We start from the raw sequence: 16536 nt of genomic DNA on the forward strand, positions 1-16536 counted from the left end.
GCCCGACGCCAAAGCTTCTATTTTTTTATGATATAAACATCTTGGTTTTGTACGGTAATAACTTCCTCCGTCATTCCTACAAACAAACCGCTTTCTACTACGCCTGGGATCCTTATCAGCTGCTTTTCCAACTCAGCAGGATTTTCAATTTCTGAAAAATGGCAGTCTAGAATGTAATTTCCGTTATCGGTGATAAACGGCGTATGATCATCTAAAAGCCTAAGCTGCGGTACACAACCTGCACTGCGAATGTGCTTCGCAGTCATTTCCCAGCCAAAACGTATAACTTCAACAGGAAGAGGAAAAGCTCCTAGCGTCTTCACTATTTTCTTAGAATCTGCAATCACGATAAACCGCTTCGCTGCGTACGCAATCATTTTTTCTCGAAGCAGCGCGCCTCCCCCTCCTTTAATTAAAGAAAGTTCGCTATCCACTTCATCCGCACCGTCAATTGCTATATCAATATATTCAACATCCGCTAAGGTAACAATGGGAATACCTAGTTTCCTTGCCAGCTCTTCTGTTTTTTGAGAAGTAGGAACCGCTTTGATGTTTAATCCATTTTTTACTCGTTCACCTAGTTTTACAATTGTATAATAAGCTGTTGAACCTGTCCCTAGCCCTACAATCATTCCATCTTCCACAAATTGTGCTGCTTTTTCACCAACTGCTTGTTTTTCAATCATACAAAGGCCTCCTTACTCATATTGTACCCGTTTACATAAAAAAGCAAAAGTATTATGAACCCTTACGAAAAAACTCAGCTGACTATTGAGCTGAGTTTTTTTGAAACTGTGTATTTAGAAGAATTTTTTCTACCCAATACTGCTGTTTTGTACTGTTTGTCTGTTCGCTGCTTTTTAGTTCAAACGTATAGTAAATATACTTATCTGAATAATCATCATTCACATAAGCATGATAAATGCTATACTTTCCATCTCTTGTTTGTTTTTTCACATAAATCGTTGCATTTTTACCTTTTAACATGTAATCAGGCTGAAACGCATCCATTTTATTTTGAGCTGCTTTGCTTTTTTTCTTAGAAAATAAAGCCGTTATTTTCCCAGCATTGTATGAATCATTTTCCTTCGTTGATGCTGTCCATACTTCACTTTCATCTTCACTGCTTTTATAAGAAGATTTATGAATAACATACTGAAGCGGAAACCACATCCTATATTGATTGGTATCCGAAGTAAATAATTCAAATCCATTGTCTGTTTGTTCATGATCGACCAAAAATGTACTCGTAAACTTATCTGCCTGCGCTTCACTTTTAAATTTCCCGCTTTGAAATAGCCAAATTCCTACGGCAATAACCAATGCTCCAGCTACTGATGCGACTTTTTTTCGATCCATTGTTTCCACACACCTTTTAATATCCCTTTAACTTTTGATAATACCATATTGACGTTTATATCGTCATAAGGAGAAATAACCAAAGGGTTATAAGAGCGCACATGCTAATTTAACTAGAGAAAATAAACTTTTTTACAATAGTAAATTTGATAACAGACGCTGAGCTAACAGCCGGTTAGCCTCACCGGGCTCTATCGTATACGTTAGTAGTTCTTGCTTTTCAGCTTTCGCTTTTATCAAACATTCACCCTTTGGAGAAAGAAGAGAAGTCGTGCTTTTTTGGTTCTCTAAGGCATAATTCACGCTTGCAAAGTAAATACCATTCTCCGTACTTCTTGCAATCATTGCATAATCATAAAACTTCGGATCTGGTACTTCACCAGTAAACTGTGGATGAAACACAATGCTTGCTCCTCTTACAGCAGCCCATCGGACAGTTTCAGGATAGCGCCATCCCTCATGGCAAATAACAATACCGAATTTCACGCCGTTTATTTCAAACAACTGGCGGCTATTTCCAGGCTTGTAACCAAATTGATCTTCTGCTGGATCAATTTGATTTTTAGTTTGATACCCTAATTCTTTTCCATTTTCATCAATTACAAAAGCAGTTAAATGCATACCAAGTTCGTCGCGCCACTCCAGTGGTAAAATTACGTTGAGCTTTAACTGTTTGGCAAACAACTTAACTTTATAAAGCGTATTTTGTTGAATTTCGTGATTGTATGTCTCAACTTCAAAACCAACTCCTCTAAGTCCCGGCACAATTGATTCTGGAAAACATACAAGGTTACATCCTTCTTCTGCTGCTTGTTTCATACAATTTTCTACCGTTTCTACACCCTCTGCGGCTGACTTTGGAAATCTCACTTGCGCTAACCCAATTTTCATTCATTGCTCCTCCACTTCCAATATCATAAAAAACTCATGCTACTAGCGTAACATGAGTTTTTTATCTTTACGTAAATAATTTAATTAGCATGCTAAGAAGAATACCTACCGCACTAAAGTCCGAATCTCCAAATGTTGTGCCTTTAAAACCTAACGACGCGAGAACAGGCAGTAAAATAGCCGGTAAAAAACTAATTAAGATTCCATTGGCAAATGACCCGACCACCGCTCCTCTTCTTCCCCCCGTCGCATTTCCAAATACTCCAGCAGCTGCTCCCGTAAAAAAGTGCGGAACGAGGCCTGGCACGATAATACTTAGACCAAATAGAGGCAAAAAGAACATTGAAATGAGACCTGCGATAAAGCTTGAAAAGAATCCAATGACCACTGCGTTAGGAGCAAACGGAAACACCGTTGGACAATCTAGAGCTGGAATGGCATTTGGTACCGCTTTGTCAGCAATTCCTTTAAATGCTGGTACAATTTCTGCTAAAAGCATACGAACACCCGCCAGCACGACATATACTCCTGCTGCAAAGGTGATTGCTTGAATTAGCGAGTACACAATAAAGTTTTGACCCCCGCTTAATTTTGTTTCGATAAATGCAGGACCTGCAAAAAGTGCAACAACAATAAATAAAACGGTCATGGTCAGTGAGACAGAAACAGATGTATCCCGAAGAAATCCTAAGGATTGAGGAACTTTAATTTCTTCTGTTGTTTTTTCGCGATTTCCTACTCGCTTGCCGATAAATCCTGCTACTAAATAGCCTAAGGAACCAAAATGACCAACGGCAATATCGTTTGACCCTGTAATTTCACGCACATACGGCTGAAGCAGTGCAGGAAATAAAACCATTAAAATACCTAATAATAGTGCACCGATCAAAACCAAAGGTGCTCCCGTTAACCCGCCGGTAGATAAAATTGCTGCAATCAAACAAGCCATAAACATGGTGTGATGCCCAGTTAAAAAGATATACTTAAATTTCGTGATGCGCGCGATAATGATATTTACAATCATACCTAAAAGCATAATCATCGCTGTTTCTGTACCAAACGTTTGTTGAGCTACAGCTACAATTGCTTCATTATTAGGAATGATCCCTTCAACGGAAAACGCTTTATTAAACATTTTCCCAAATGCTTCAAGTGAAGCAATTAATATGTTAGCTCCTGCTCCTAATATAAGAAAACCCATAATTGTTTTTAACGTGCCTGATACAATATCTGCACTTTTTTTCTTTTGAAGCAACAAACCGATGAGCGCAAACAACCCTACTAGAATAGCCGGTGTTCCTAATATATCTTTCATAATTAAATCAAACATGGCTTACGCCTCCACGAAGTATTTTTGCAGTGCTCCTTTAATTTCCGCTTGATTTAAAATGTTTTGCAGTGCCACGACCGTGCGAGTGCCATCATCCAATTGATTTACAATATCTGCAGATCCTAAATAGATATCTGCCTGCTCCGTTTTACTAGTTGTTAAATCCGTATGAGATACCTGTGCTTCAACACCAAGCTCTACTAAAATTTTCTTTACATTCATTTCCACAATAAAACTGCTTCCTAAACCGTTTCCGCATACAACTAAAATCTTTTTCATTTTTTATCTCTCCTTTTAATTTGAGTAAGCTTCAATTAATGCAAGCATTTCTTGTTTTGTATTCATAGCAATAAGCTTGTCAATATTATCGTTTTCAGATAGCATCATTGAAAGCTGTGACAGTGCTTTTAAGTGGGTTTCATTATCAGTAGCAGCAAGTACGATAATAAGCTGCGCTCCGTGCTGTTTTTCAGTAGAAAAATAGACCGGCTCCTTTAAACGAAGCATGCTCATACCCACACGATTTACACCTTGTTCCGGCCTTGCGTGAGGGAGCGCCACTTTTGGCGCAATAACAATATAAGGGCCTAACTGTTCTACACTTTTGATCATTGCTTCTACATAAGAAGGTTCAATATATTCATAGTTCAACAAAGGCTTGGCAGCCAGCCTAACAGCTGATTTCCAATCATCTGCTGAATCTGTAAGCTGCAAGAATGGCTCTTGCAATACTTCATGCAACATTGGCTTTTTATCCTCTCTTACCATTTTTTTAGATTGCTGTATCACTAGTTTTAAATTAGCTAACAGAGCTGGTTCATCCTGAATATTTGCATGCTGCTTAATAATACCCATGATGGCTTGAGTGGTTAGCTGAGAAGAAGCTGGTTCAACTAAGTCGATTAACCGCTGCTTTTCATCATCCGTTAAAATAGGATTCACAAGCATCACGTTCATTCGCTTTTTTAATGGCGTAGTTGTAATAACTAAATCATAGGTTTCTTTAAACTGCTCATAATCTCTTACCGTCATTGGCCCTATCAATTCAGCATCTGTTAACAGTTGTTCAAGCTGATACTGAAGCATACGGGACGTTCCAATTCCATTGGCACAAACAATAACAATACGCTTTTGTTTTTGCCTTCCCTCTTGTTTTTTCATCCACCCTCCGAAATGAAGAGCAAAATAAGAAATTTCGTCTTCATTAATACGTGTTTGAAGGCTGTTTTCCAAAGGAAGCAACGCTTTTTTTGTCAGTTCCACTATATCCTGATACTTTGTTTGAATAGCCGAAAGCATAGGGTTAGGGAGGTGAATATTATAGAGAAGCCTGTAATAAGCCGTCTTCAAATGAATATATAAATTTTGTTCAAGACGATTTCGATCTTCAAATACCACACAAGCATATGCTTGAAACCGTGATACCATTTCTTTTACAATGGTTCTCATCCAATCATCACTATCTGCTTGATTTACTACATTTACTTTTGCACTTAGTAAAACCGTGGCCAGATAATGTTTTTCATGAGGTGGAAAATCAAATCCTAAAACGCTTTCAATTTCTTGCAGCGCTTTGTACTGCCTGGTTTTTTCTAATTCTTCTTTTCTAGTAATCAAGGCGTCTACATAGCGCTTGCCTCCAATACGCTGAATACAGCACGTGAGCATATAGGCTAATTGCGTCAGCATCTTGTCTGTAAACGCCATTCCCAGTTTATCTTCACACTCTACAAGCCAGTTATAAATCAGTGAATATTCGTAATCTGCTTTCATAACCCTTTTCAACAACTCTTCTTGATGTTGACTTAATAATTCTGTAATGTGTATATAAAGCAAATTTCGAATGTCGCTTTCAGATCCTTTTACTTCGTACCCATCTTTATAGCTGTATGTCAAAGATATGCCTTTCTTTGCCCACTTGTTTTTTAAGTCTTTAATATCTTGTAATACAGTGTTGCGACTAACTTCTGTTTCATCCATGAGCTGCTGAGTTCCAATTTTTCCGCCTCGAAGTATACACATCAAAGCAACGTATATTTGACGGTCCTCAACTGATAAGTAAGCAGATGGCATAACATGAGAAAATTGTTTAGCAACTTGGTCCTTTGCTTGATCGTTTAGAAAAAAGCCTTTTCCATATGTGTACTGAACAAACTCTAATTCTTGCTGACACAGCCAATCGTTAATTTTCTCAATATCATAATAGATGGTACGTCTTGACACTTGAAACTGCTTCATTAACTCTTGTACTGATATAAATGTTGCGGCTTGAAGCAAAACTTGCAATACGGCCGTACTGCGTTTGTCTAACAAATGAATCACCTTCAGTCCAATTCGTGCACAAATTGAAATACTTACTATGTTTTATGCTTTTACTATACTACGGGTCTTGCAAAATGATTAGACCGAATTCACCCACATACATTGTGCAAAAAATGTGCTCAACAAAAAAAGAAGTGCTGTATGCACTTCTTTTAAGGGTTAATCTTTAATCTGCTGTTCCATTGCTTCTCCAATGGCTTTTTTTAAATGTCCGTCATGTTTATCAAGCAGCCGATGCACCTCGTCACCTTCTATAGAAGTAAGAAGCGCAAGAATGGCGGCTTTTGGCGTTTTGTATGTTTGTAAACTTTCCGCTGCCTCCTCTGGTGAGACGCCTGTTAGTTCCGCAATAATATTTTTAGCACGCTGTACGAGTTTATCGTTAGTCGGCTGTACGTCTACCATTAGATTGCTGTAGACTTTACCGATTTGAATCATAGAAGCGGTCGTCAGCATATTAAGAACAAGCTTTTGAGCAGTTCCGGCTTTCATTCTTGTTGAACCTGTTACAACTTCCGGCCCTGATTCTGCTACTATTGCATATTTTGCTTCTTGTTCCATAGGTGATTGAGGAGAATTGACAACGCAGCCCGTTACTGTCCCCAGGCTGTTTGCATACGCAAGCGCTGAGAGTGTATAAGGAGTTCTTCCACTTGCAGCTATACCTACAAGAATATCTTTATTTGATAAATTAATCGCTTTCAAATCTTCTATCGCTTGTTTCTTATTATCTTCTGCTCCTTCTAACGCATGACGGAGCGCTTTGTCTCCCCCGGCTATGATCCCAATTACTTGTTCGGCAGGTGTACCGAATGTTGGTACACATTCAGATGCATCTAGCACACCTAGCCGCCCGCTTGTACCTGCTCCGATATAAATAAGACGTCCGCCTTGTTTAAAAGCACTGACAATTTCATCTACTAACAGAGCAATAACAGGCAGCACCTTATTGATTGCCTGAGGCACTTGATGATCTTCTTCATTAATTTTTCTTACAATTTCCAGACTTGATAATTCATCAATGTTTAAGGTTTGCGGATTGCGTTTTTCAGTTAAGATATGATTTAAGTTCACTGTGATCCCCTGCCTTTTCCACCATCATTTTTTCTCTATTTATACTCGTTCATGAACAGCTGATAAGCTCCTTTAGCAGATGATACTCGCTGTGTTGCCCACTGGATATGCTTTATTTCTTTTTCACATGCTTTTTTATAAACATCAAACACTTCTGGAACTTCCGTTAAAATGCTGCCCTTGCATGACAGCAAGCAGCTCCCTTCAAACCGCTGTTTCTTATATAAATGAAGAGTCATGTTTGCAAGGTTCTTTCCAGCCTGTTGAAGAATGTCACTTGCTTCTTGTTTATGGTTTCTCGCTTGATTTACAACAAGCGGAGTGAGTGAAGCAACTTCTGATTTAGGAGATGAATAGACAAACTTTTTTATATCGTGTATGGTATCTGCTTTTATATGTTGCAAGATTGTCTGACTAAGGCTGCTGTAAGGACGGCTTTGATCATGCTCTTTCGTCAGCAATATCAGTGCTTGAAGACCAATCCAATATCCGCTTCCTTCATCTCCAAGAAGGTGTCCCCACCCTCCTCCGTATTCGTACACTCCGTCTTTTTTCCCAATGCTGACGGCTCCAGTACCTGCAATGGTTAAAATCCCGTCTTTTCCATGTAGTAGTGCTTCATGTGCAATCATGGCGTCATCATATAAACCTACTTCTACCTGATAACGATCATAAAAATATCTTTTTATTTCTTCTTTAGATAATGCTTTACTTCCAGCAAGCCCCAGTGAAATGCCTTTACATGTATGATCAGCAAGCGCAGCTTTGCACGCCGTAATACATTCATCAATATGAGTAATAGCCGTATTGTAATTAATGAGCAAATTGCCATAGCCGCTTTTTGAAGCAGCGAGCTCTTGACCATTTAAGCTGTAAGCAACGGCTTCTGTTTTTGTTCCCCCGCCGTCGATACCAATAATATAGTCCATTTTATCACCGCTCACAAAAAGCAAATTTGTCCCATGGCTGCAGTTCATTTAGTAAAAAAATTTCCTCTTCTGCAATGCGTCCTACTACGTTTGTTTTACCTGAGTTCTCCATGTCTAACAGCGCAATTTGCAGCTCTCCTTTGTATTGTCCATAGAGTTCATTTTCTATTAAAATATCGCCTCTTCGAATGGAAGGAGTATGCGTAGGCTTGAATTCTTCTTTTTTATATTTTACTCGGCTTTGCGTAGAGCGAATTAAATAATCAGATACGTCTCCGCGGTAAAAATGAAACTCTTCCAGCACAATTTTTTTCTCAAGCTCGGTAATCGTATCATACAGGGTCACGTTAAAAGTAAAGCGCTCTTGCTGAACAACATCACGCAGCGCCTTCATCTCTTCTTCTGATGCATACGCATTCGCAATGATTGCACAATCAATTAATCCCGTTTTAAAAAGATGCTTAGCCTGCACGTCGATCGGAAGCGTGCGATGCATTTCAAGCGTACAAAGCCCTTCAGTAACAGGCCACGGTCCAAAAGTAGCGCTTGGTGAATTAATAAAGGCTGCTGTTTCAAGGTTATGTTCTTTAAACAATGCTGAACACTTCAAAAAGTGATCATACGACAATCCCGCATATCGATGAGGATAGAAGTTGTGCGACCCGAGCAGCTGCTTTCGATTCGGTCTGTAACTTAAAATATTATCCACATACTTCGTCGCATTACTCATATTAATTTCAATTTTTAAGCCGTATGGATTAAAGGTCATAATGGACTCTTCATTTCCCGTATACCCTAGATCAAGACGAATAGCATAAGCCCCTAATTCGTGAAAAAAAGATAAGTCATCATAAGAAATGCCAAGCGCTCCAAATACGCGAGGAGCGATGTCCACTACTACTTCCATCTCTAGCTCATTGGCAAACTCAATGATTTCTTTAAAATTTGCCATTACTTTTTTCTGATCGCCTTCAACAGAAAGCAAGCATGTAAAAATGCGGGTAAATCCGTATTGATGCGCAAGTGCTATATACGCTTTATCTTTTTCGACAGTCGAATGTTCCGGGTAAATCGCAATACCTAGCTTTTTCATTGATTTTCGCCTTCTTTTTTAAATTTTTTAATAAGCTTAATCATATGTTCAATTAATTTTTGCTCTGAAATAGCCGTCATTAAATGATCTTGTGCGTGAATTAAAAGCAGGGACTTTTCAATTGTTTTTCCGTTCAATTCACGTTGAATAAGCGCAGTTTGCGTTTTATGAGCATGACTGAGCTCTTCTTGAGATTGCTTTAAAAGTTCGTCGGCTTTATTAAAATCATAGTCTTCAGCTGCTTCTAACGCTTCATATGCAAGTGACCTGGCATTTCCTCCGTATGCAATAAGTTCAAAAATTTCATTTTCCATATTTGCTGCTTCTGTCATTTCTTCCATCCCCTTTTTTATAGTGGTACAGGCGTAATGTTTCCTAATATTACAGGAGACAAGGCGCCGGTTGCGCTTGGTACATTGCTTGGATAACCTGAAAGTGTTTCATTTGCGAGCACCGCAAAAGCTACGGCTTCTTTTGCTTCTGAAGACATTCCTATTTCTTCTTGTGTATACACGCTGCAGCGTTTCCCGATCTGCGCTTTAATCATATTCATCAGCGTATTATTATAACTTCCGCCTCCTCCAATAATCACTTCATCAATAGAATAGGCAGGAAAAATAAATGTTTCATAGTGATGTACAATGGATGATGCCGTGAACATAGTAATCGTAGCTAGCAGATCTTCCTTTTTATGTTTACTATAATTCTCTAGCAGTCTCTTTGTGTACTGTGTACCGAACAGTTCTCTTCCCGTCGATTTAGGAGGAGAAAGCTTCATGTAATCATGATTCATACAGTCTTCTAAAAGCTCTGAAATAATCTTTCCTTCAGCTGCTAAACGCCCATTTTCATCAAATGAAACATTAAAAAGCTGCTGACACGCTTCGTCTATCATCATATTTCCCGGCCCCGTATCAAAAGCTACTACGGGTATAGGAGATTTTTTTGGCGGAATCAACGTTACATTTCCAATACCTCCAACGTTTTGAAGCAGCCTTGTACGCTCAGCGTGGCTGTACAAAATCCGTTCCGTGTGAGGAACTAACGGAGCACCTTGCCCGCCTGCTGCCATGTCCATCACTCTGAAGTTTGCTACTACCTTCGTTTTGGTTTCATAGGCAATAACAGCCGGCTCTCCAATTTGGAGTGTAGACATCGCTGTACTTCCCGAAGCATAAGGCTGATGGTAAATGGTTTGACCATGCGATCCAACAACATCTATTTGTTCAAGAGAAAAGCGGGCTTCTTGACACACTTTTTTCACTGCATCCGCAAATGCATAGCCAAGTTTAAAATTTAAGCTGCAGATCAGCTGTACATTTGAATGTTCAAAAGAAAGCGCCTGCTCAATTTCCTTTTTTAACTGAGGTGAAAACGGCACGGTAATAAAATGAAGAAGCTTAACTTTACTTTCATAGCCGCTTCCTTCAATTTGAACAAGAGCTGCATCAATTCCGTCGAGTGACGTTCCTGACATAAGTCCAACAGCATACATACTACGCGTTCACTTCCTTAAAAAAAGCAGGTAAATACTTGCGATGAGCTTGAAGCAGTTCATCTAAGACCGACTTAGCCAGCTCGTCACTTGGAACAAGCGGATTAATGCTCAGCGCAACCAGTGCTTTTTCATAAGATCCTGTAACCGCAGCTTCTGCTCCTACTCGTTCAAACGATTTAATTTGCTGCACAAGTCCATTCACTTCTACCGGAAGTTCACCGACAGCGAGTGGTACCGGCCCTTGCTTTGTTACTGCACAGTTTACTTCAACCGCAGATTCGTTTGGGAGTGAGGAAATAGCGCCATTGTTTTTTACATTTAATGTTTGAATATCGCCTTTATCGTTATGAATGGATGAAATTAAATTGCATGCGGCATCGCTGTAATAAGCGCCTCCTCGTTTTTCCAGCTGCGGAGGCTTACTTTCTAGATTTGGATTTTTATAGAGTTCAAAAAGCTCGGCTTCTAATGCTTTGACCACTTCAGCGCGTGTGGTACCTGACTGAAAGGCCAGAAGCTCTTCTGCTAATATTTCGTTTGTTTTGTAGTAGTAGCGGTGATAAGGACATAAAATCACGCCAAGAGCTTCCAAAAAGTCCGGTTGCCACGGAATAGGAGCTATGTTTCTCATTGTTACTTGGGACTTTGGATCACTTAATCGCCGAATGACTTCTTGCGTTACTTCCTTTCCTTTTGCATACACATGCAGTCCATATACCAAGTGATTTAACCCTGCAAATTCAATGTGAACATCTTCTTTTTCTATTTGAAGCAAGCTGGCGATGGAGTTTGTCATATGTACAGGCAGGTTACAAACTCCTACTACTTTAGAATGCTTTCCGTAGCGAAGCAGCGCCTCCGTTACCATACCTGCAGGATTTGTAAAATTAATAAGCCAGGCGTTTGGACAAACTTCGTGTATTTCCTCGGCAATTTTCAACAAAACCGGTATCGTTCGTAAGCCCTTAAATAATCCTCCCGCCCCGTTTGTCTCTTGACCAATCATTCCGTACTTAAGAGGGATGCGTTCATCTTGAATACGCGCATCAAGCTGACCTACTCTAAGCTGTGTCGTTACAAAATCAGCATTTATCAACGCTTTTTGTCGATCAAGCGTTAAATGAATTTTCATATCAACACCTGCTTTTTTGACCATTCTTTTCGCAAGTGCTCCTACAATTGCAAGTTTCTCTTTTCCTTCTTCAACATCTACAAGCCATAGCTCTCGAATTGGAAGCTCATCATATCGTTTAATAAACCCTTCGACCAATTCCGGTGTGTAGCTTGATCCTCCCCCAATTGTCACTACTTTCATTTTTTGCCCCTCCTTGTTAAAAAACGGCTAAATATGTAACGGCTGTGCACCCTATTCCAAGCAAAACAAAGCGTATACAAACGGCGGTTTTAGATAAAGCTGCGTTTGAAAGCCGAATGGAAATAAATGTTGTAAGCAGCGCCGCTGATAGGCTTGTAATGGCAAATAAACTATGCTGCGCTGATAAACCAGCATACTGCAGCAGAGGTGTAAAAATAACGTTGCAAAGAACCATGGTTAGCAGAAATAAAAACACAGTTTTATATCGAAACCGTACAAACATTGACCCTCACTCCTACTAAAGAGATAGAAGCCAAACAAGTTGGCTTCTCTTTCTTTACATTTGAACTGAACTATCGGATGGTGCAACCGTTGCTTCATCGCTTTTTTCCATTTCGACCATCTTTCGGTCGTACATTTTAAAGAACGGAAGATAAATGACAACAGAAATAGCAATATTGATAACGACTAGCACAACCGCCCGCCAGTCTCCTCCGGTTGATAGATACGCTCCGATCGGCGCCGGGAGCGTCCAAGGAACCATTACGTAGGTTGGCGTAATAAGACCTGTCGCCGTTGCTGCGTATGAAATGATCGTTGTAATAATTGGGATAATGATAAATGGAATAATTAAAATAGGATTTAAGACAATTGGCAAACCGAAAATAATTGGTTCGTTAATATTAAAAACCGCTGGAATAAAAGATGTCCTAGAAAGCGCTTTCGAATATTTAGATTTTGAGAAAAACAGCATCGCTAAGGCAAGACCTAGCGTCGCTCCAGATCCTCCGATCCAAACAAACCACTGAAAGAACGTTTCAGGTGCAATATACGGAAGTGTGGAAGCTCCGTCTGCTACCGCTTCAGCATTTTTGGCTAAATACACTTCCCATACAGGCCGTGCCACTGTCCCAACAACAGAGACGCCGTGAATACCAAATGACCAGAAAAACGTAATTAAGAAAACCGGTATTAATACTCCTGCTAAACTATCTCCAGCTTCCACAAGCGGAGCAACTAGTTTATCAACTAAATGGTGAAGATCGATACCTAAAACAATGGTAATAATCGTCATAAGTACAACAACAATCGCAACCGGAATTAGTGCTTCAAAAGACCTCGATACCGAAGGCGGCACTTGTTCCGGCATTTTTATGGTGACATTTTTTGCTTTACAAAACCTGAGAATTTCGACCGATAAAATCGATACAATCATCGTTACAAACAAACCGTGACCTCCAAGGTTTGTCATTGGAAGCATAAATCCTTCTTCTTCAATCAGCTTTGGAGTGACCGTAAGAAGTAGTGCAGCTACTGCAATTTGCGCTCCTGACAGCGGATCGAGATTATAGCTTTTGGACAAGTTATACCCTATCCCAAAGGCTATATATAAAGACATAATAAACATCGTTACGCGATACGGTATTAAAATATTGGCGCTGTTATCAGCTGCCCATTTTGCAATTGTGCTATCTTGCGGCACAGGCGGAAATGCTAAAATTAAGAAAAAGCTTCCGATGATAATGAACGGCAAAGCGGAAATAACGCCATCGCGAATGGCTTGAAGATGCCGCTGTTCTGATAGCCTGGCCATAGGTCCTGATAAATTGTTCTCTAAAAACGACACAAATTTGCTCATATACCCTTTCCCCCTCTATATTCTCCCCTTGTGTAATAAACCCCTTATTTATTTAAAAAGCAGGAATACACCTGCTTTCCTCAGCTAACGAGCTGTTGAACCGTTTTATAAAGCGTCGGGCCTCCAAGCGGCGTATAAGCCTGCGGCGGAATCGGCCCGCACGGAACAGAAGCTTTATCCGCTTCCGCTTTCACTGCGTTAAACCGGTGGCGAATCTGCGGTGCAACCATTACAACATCCCAGCCCTTTTGAATTTCTTCTGCCACTTCATTTGTCCCAATTGCCAGCACTTCCATATCCGTTCCGTGCTTTTGTGCTTCCGTTTTTAACGCTTTTACCACAATCGCACTTGACATTCCTCCAGAACATACAAACAATACCTTCATTTTCTCATTTCCCCCTACCTCTTTATTTTTTGAATTACATTATGTGTATCGATTATGCGTTCAAATACTTGATTGCCTTTTTGAATACATAACCGTATAAACATCGCATCTACAACGGCTAGCTGAGCAATACGAGCGCTCATCGTTCCAATTCGAATATGCTGTTCTTCTACCGAAATAGTCAGCAGAATATCAGCTAATCTAGAAGCTGGCGATGATCCGTGCTGCGTTAGCAAAATGACGGCTGCTCCTTTGTCTTTGGCTATTTGCATCAGCTCCACCACTTCTTTTGTTTGACCGGAAGTCGATACCACAAACAGCACATCATCTTTTGTCATATTCGTAGCCATCACCATTTGAACATGACTATCTAATGAAAACAGAGCCGAAATATCAATTCGAAGCAGTTTATACTGAGCATCTAGCGCAACTACAGATGATCCTCCTGCTCCGTATAAAAACACTCGTTTCGCTCCATGAATAGCTTCCGCAGCTGCATCAATTGCAGAAGTGCTCACTAGTCGGCTTGTATTCATCAGTGCGCTCATACTTTTGCTTATGACTTTTTCAAGCACAGCATCTGTCTCGTCTTCAAAATTAACTGGAAGATTCGGCAGCTGTTCGGTATGCACCTTATGAGCATCTTTTGCTAATTCAATCTTTAATTCTTTAAAACTATTAATGCCTACACGCTGACAAAAGCGGATAATCGTAGCTTCGCTGCACTGACACTGCTTAGCTAGCTGTTTGGTCGTTAAGTTCAACGTGGTCGTGGGATTTTCTAGCACGTAATCAGCTACTCTTCCTTCAGCAGGACTGTAATGATTCATTTGTGCATCGATTAAAGTAAGTACGGAAAATTGGCGCATGAATTCCTCCATCGTTAAGTAACGTATTTCTAAAATATTCTGTAAATTACCATTATTATATTTTTTCCGAAATTTAATTTCAATATTTTTCTTATATTTTTAAAACTTTATTTTATTTTTCAGAATATTTCATTAAAATCTATTGTGAATATAACGACCGCATGCTATATTATGAAAGAAATTTTATCTCAACCAAAAAAGAAGGAGGAACGAACATGCATATTAAAAAATGGGTTGGAGGCATATTGTTTTTACTGCTGTTTTGTTCGAGCACATTGCCTGCTAAAGCAGACGTACCTACTACGTATCAAAAACGGGAGCTTCGAGCCGCTTGGATTGCAAGCGTATACAACATTGATTGGCCTTCTCAGCCTGGTCTTCCGGTTGAACAGCAGAAAAAAGAGTTTACCTATTTGCTAGATGAAGTAAAAAAGATGGGGATGAATGCTGTTGTTGTTCAAATTAAACCGACCGCCGATTCCTTTTATCCGTCAAAATATGGCCCGTGGTCAGAATATTTAACCGGTACACAAGGAAAAGATCCCGGCTATGATCCTCTGGCCTTTATGGTAGACGAAGCACACAAGCGCAACTTAGAATTCCACGCATGGTTTAACCCTTACCGCATTACAATGAATCATACTGATTTAAACAAACTAGCCGATAATCATCCTGCCAAACAACATCCTGATTGGGTCGTCTCCTACGGAAAACAACTCTACTACAACCCAGGTATTCCAGAAGTAAAAAACTTTATTATTGAAGAAGTGCTCGAAGTCGTAAGAAACTATGATATTGATGCTGTTCATATGGACGACTATTTTTATCCTTATAAAATTTCAGGTCAAACGTTCCCAGATCAAAAAACATATGAAGCCTACGGTGCTCAAACGTTTTCCAATATTGAAGACTGGCGGCGTGACAATGTTAATCAGCTTGTTCGAGATTTAAATAAATCTATTAAAAAAACAAAATCATACGTGAAGTTTGGCATCAGTCCGTTCGGCGTATGGCGAAACATTGCTAATGATCCAACCGGCTCTGAGACGACTGCTGGACAAACAAACTACGATGATTTGTATGCTGATACGCGTACGTGGATTCAAAATGGATACATTGATTACATTACTCCGCAAATTTATTGGAATATCGGATTTGAACCCGCTGCTTACGATACGCTGCTCAACTGGTGGAGAGATGAAGTGCGCGGAAAGCCAGTTCACCTTTATATTGGACAAGCTGCTTACAAAATTAATAACAACGCGGTGGAAGCTTGGTCTGATCCCGATGAGTATCCAAGGCAAATTGCTCTAAATCACCAGTTTCCAGAAGTACAGGGAAGCATGCATTTTAGCCTGAAAGATTTGAACCGAAACCCGCTAGGAATAAAAGACAAGCTGCAAAACGATATTTATAAACACCCTGCGCTTATTCCAGCAATGCCTTGGCTTGATAATACGGCACCAAAAGCACCAAAATTAAAAAATGCGGGCCCTCATACAAAAGAAGCAGCATTTGAAATTCGAGATCACCAGCAGAATGATTCCGCTTATTATGCCATTTATCGCTTTCAAGGCAATAAAAAAGGCGACATTAACGACGCAGAAAACCTGCTGACAACCGTTCGAAAAACAGGAGAAAAACAATTGTTTGTAGATCCAAATGCACTCAAAAATCAAACATACACATATGTTGTAACCTCTGTTGACCGTTTGCATAACGAAAGTGCCGTTTCCCGCACGCTTACTGTAAAAGCATCTCATTAAAAAAGGTTCTATAGCAAAATGTATGGTAGGATAAAGAAATCAAACTATGCTTTATCAAGCCATTC

Annotated in this window: 17 protein-coding genes; 1 reads left to right on the forward strand and 16 read right to left on the reverse strand. The window is 39.8% G+C overall.

Going from position 1 to position 16536, the window contains the following annotated elements:
- Positions 1-17: 17 nt before the first annotated feature.
- The 16 genes from rpiA to LAV82_RS09840 form a co-directional block, all read right to left on the reverse strand.
- The gene (rpiA, locus tag LAV82_RS09765) at positions 18-686 is read right to left on the reverse strand and encodes a ribose-5-phosphate isomerase RpiA (protein WP_499716000.1); all 669 of its coding nucleotides are present in this window, start codon (positions 684-686) and stop codon (positions 18-20) included.
- 82 nt (positions 687-768) lie between these two features.
- Complete coding sequence (locus tag LAV82_RS09770) at positions 769-1359, reverse strand: YvcA-related protein (RefSeq protein WP_499716001.1); 591 nt, start codon at positions 1357-1359, stop codon at positions 769-771.
- 132 nt (positions 1360-1491) lie between these two features.
- The gene (locus LAV82_RS09775) at positions 1492-2250 is read right to left on the reverse strand and encodes a carbon-nitrogen hydrolase family protein (protein ID WP_499716002.1); all 759 of its coding nucleotides are present in this window, start codon (positions 2248-2250) and stop codon (positions 1492-1494) included.
- A 67-nt stretch (positions 2251-2317) separates the two neighbouring features.
- Positions 2318-3580: a PTS ascorbate transporter subunit IIC gene (gene ulaA, locus LAV82_RS09780; protein WP_013055731.1), complete on the reverse strand. Its 1263-nt coding sequence runs from the start codon at positions 3578-3580 to the stop codon at positions 2318-2320.
- Between the two features lie 3 nt (positions 3581-3583).
- Complete coding sequence (locus LAV82_RS09785; RefSeq protein WP_013055730.1) at positions 3584-3859, reverse strand: PTS sugar transporter subunit IIB; 276 nt, start codon at positions 3857-3859, stop codon at positions 3584-3586.
- Positions 3860-3874: 15 nt separating this feature from the next.
- Positions 3875-5893: a BglG family transcription antiterminator gene (locus LAV82_RS09790; protein WP_013055729.1), complete on the reverse strand. Its 2019-nt coding sequence runs from the start codon at positions 5891-5893 to the stop codon at positions 3875-3877.
- A gap of 168 nt (positions 5894-6061) precedes the next feature.
- Positions 6062-6976: an N-acetylmuramic acid 6-phosphate etherase gene (gene murQ, locus LAV82_RS09795; protein WP_499716003.1), complete on the reverse strand. Its 915-nt coding sequence runs from the start codon at positions 6974-6976 to the stop codon at positions 6062-6064.
- Between the two features lie 35 nt (positions 6977-7011).
- Positions 7012-7953, reverse strand: coding sequence for a BadF/BadG/BcrA/BcrD ATPase family protein (locus LAV82_RS09800; protein ID WP_499716004.1), 942 nt, complete (start codon positions 7951-7953; stop codon positions 7012-7014).
- Positions 7910-8998, reverse strand: a complete 1089-nt coding sequence (locus LAV82_RS09805; RefSeq protein ID WP_074894051.1) for a DUF871 domain-containing protein — start codon at positions 8996-8998, stop codon at positions 7910-7912. The genes LAV82_RS09800 and LAV82_RS09805 overlap by 44 nt, the downstream gene beginning before the upstream one ends.
- Positions 8995-9330, reverse strand: a complete 336-nt coding sequence (locus tag LAV82_RS09810) for a PTS lactose/cellobiose transporter subunit IIA (protein ID WP_013055725.1) — start codon at positions 9328-9330, stop codon at positions 8995-8997. Before LAV82_RS09810 ends, LAV82_RS09805 begins: the two co-directional genes overlap by 4 nt.
- 17 nt (positions 9331-9347) lie before the next feature.
- Complete coding sequence (anmK, locus tag LAV82_RS09815; protein WP_274155986.1) at positions 9348-10493, reverse strand: anhydro-N-acetylmuramic acid kinase AnmK; 1146 nt, start codon at positions 10491-10493, stop codon at positions 9348-9350.
- Between the two features lies 1 nt (position 10494).
- Complete coding sequence (locus LAV82_RS09820; RefSeq protein ID WP_499716005.1) at positions 10495-11811, reverse strand: 6-phospho-beta-glucosidase; 1317 nt, start codon at positions 11809-11811, stop codon at positions 10495-10497.
- 16 nt (positions 11812-11827) lie between these two features.
- Positions 11828-12094, reverse strand: coding sequence for a hypothetical protein (locus LAV82_RS09825; protein WP_013082025.1), 267 nt, complete (start codon positions 12092-12094; stop codon positions 11828-11830).
- A 54-nt stretch (positions 12095-12148) separates the two neighbouring features.
- Positions 12149-13450, reverse strand: a complete 1302-nt coding sequence (locus tag LAV82_RS09830) for a PTS sugar transporter subunit IIC (RefSeq protein WP_013082024.1) — start codon at positions 13448-13450, stop codon at positions 12149-12151.
- A gap of 80 nt (positions 13451-13530) precedes the next feature.
- Positions 13531-13836, reverse strand: a complete 306-nt coding sequence (locus LAV82_RS09835) for a PTS sugar transporter subunit IIB (RefSeq protein WP_028412249.1) — start codon at positions 13834-13836, stop codon at positions 13531-13533.
- Positions 13837-13850: 14 nt separating this feature from the next.
- Positions 13851-14705 (reverse strand): MurR/RpiR family transcriptional regulator, encoded by an 855-nt coding sequence (locus LAV82_RS09840; RefSeq protein WP_499716006.1) that lies wholly within the window; start codon positions 14703-14705, stop codon positions 13851-13853.
- Between the two features lie 215 nt (positions 14706-14920).
- Here LAV82_RS09840 and LAV82_RS09845 point away from each other — a divergent pair, with 215 nt between their 5' ends.
- Entirely contained in the window at positions 14921-16471 is a 1551-nt protein-coding gene (locus tag LAV82_RS09845) for a glycoside hydrolase family 10-like protein (RefSeq protein WP_499716007.1), read from the forward strand.
- Positions 16472-16536 lie beyond the last annotated feature (65 nt).

This window comes from Bacillus sp. ILBB4, from assembly GCF_035064545.1.
Classification (GTDB): Bacteria; Bacillota; Bacilli; order Bacillales; family Bacillaceae_H; genus Priestia.

What these genes read in the sequence shown, in the direction of transcription:
- LAV82_RS09805 (WP_074894051.1), bottom strand. Translation starts at nt 8,998, where the DNA reads ATGAAAAAGCTAGGTATTGCGATTTACCCGGAACATTCGACTGTCGAA.
- LAV82_RS09820 (WP_499716005.1), bottom strand. Translation starts at nt 11,811, where the DNA reads ATGAAAGTAGTGACAATTGGGGGAGGATCAAGCTACACACCGGAATTG.
- LAV82_RS09810 (WP_013055725.1), bottom strand. Translation starts at nt 9,330, where the DNA reads ATGACAGAAGCAGCAAATATGGAAAATGAAATTTTTGAACTTATTGCA.
- rpiA (WP_499716000.1), bottom strand. Translation starts at nt 686, where the DNA reads ATGATTGAAAAACAAGCAGTTGGTGAAAAAGCAGCACAATTTGTGGAA.
- LAV82_RS09770 (WP_499716001.1), bottom strand. Translation starts at nt 1,359, where the DNA reads ATGGATCGAAAAAAAGTCGCATCAGTAGCTGGAGCATTGGTTATTGCC.
- LAV82_RS09840 (WP_499716006.1), bottom strand. Translation starts at nt 14,705, where the DNA reads ATGCGCCAATTTTCCGTACTTACTTTAATCGATGCACAAATGAATCAT.
- LAV82_RS09775 (WP_499716002.1), bottom strand. Translation starts at nt 2,250, where the DNA reads ATGAAAATTGGGTTAGCGCAAGTGAGATTTCCAAAGTCAGCCGCAGAG.
- LAV82_RS09835 (WP_028412249.1), bottom strand. Translation starts at nt 13,836, where the DNA reads ATGAAGGTATTGTTTGTATGTTCTGGAGGAATGTCAAGTGCGATTGTG.
- LAV82_RS09830 (WP_013082024.1), bottom strand. Translation starts at nt 13,450, where the DNA reads ATGAGCAAATTTGTGTCGTTTTTAGAGAACAATTTATCAGGACCTATG.
- LAV82_RS09845 (WP_499716007.1), top strand. Translation starts at nt 14,921, where the DNA reads ATGCATATTAAAAAATGGGTTGGAGGCATATTGTTTTTACTGCTGTTT.
- LAV82_RS09825 (WP_013082025.1), bottom strand. Translation starts at nt 12,094, where the DNA reads ATGTTTGTACGGTTTCGATATAAAACTGTGTTTTTATTTCTGCTAACC.
- LAV82_RS09785 (WP_013055730.1), bottom strand. Translation starts at nt 3,859, where the DNA reads ATGAAAAAGATTTTAGTTGTATGCGGAAACGGTTTAGGAAGCAGTTTT.
- anmK (WP_274155986.1), bottom strand. Translation starts at nt 10,493, where the DNA reads ATGTATGCTGTTGGACTTATGTCAGGAACGTCACTCGACGGAATTGAT.
- ulaA (WP_013055731.1), bottom strand. Translation starts at nt 3,580, where the DNA reads ATGTTTGATTTAATTATGAAAGATATATTAGGAACACCGGCTATTCTA.
- LAV82_RS09800 (WP_499716004.1), bottom strand. Translation starts at nt 7,953, where the DNA reads ATGAACTGCAGCCATGGGACAAATTTGCTTTTTGTGAGCGGTGATAAA.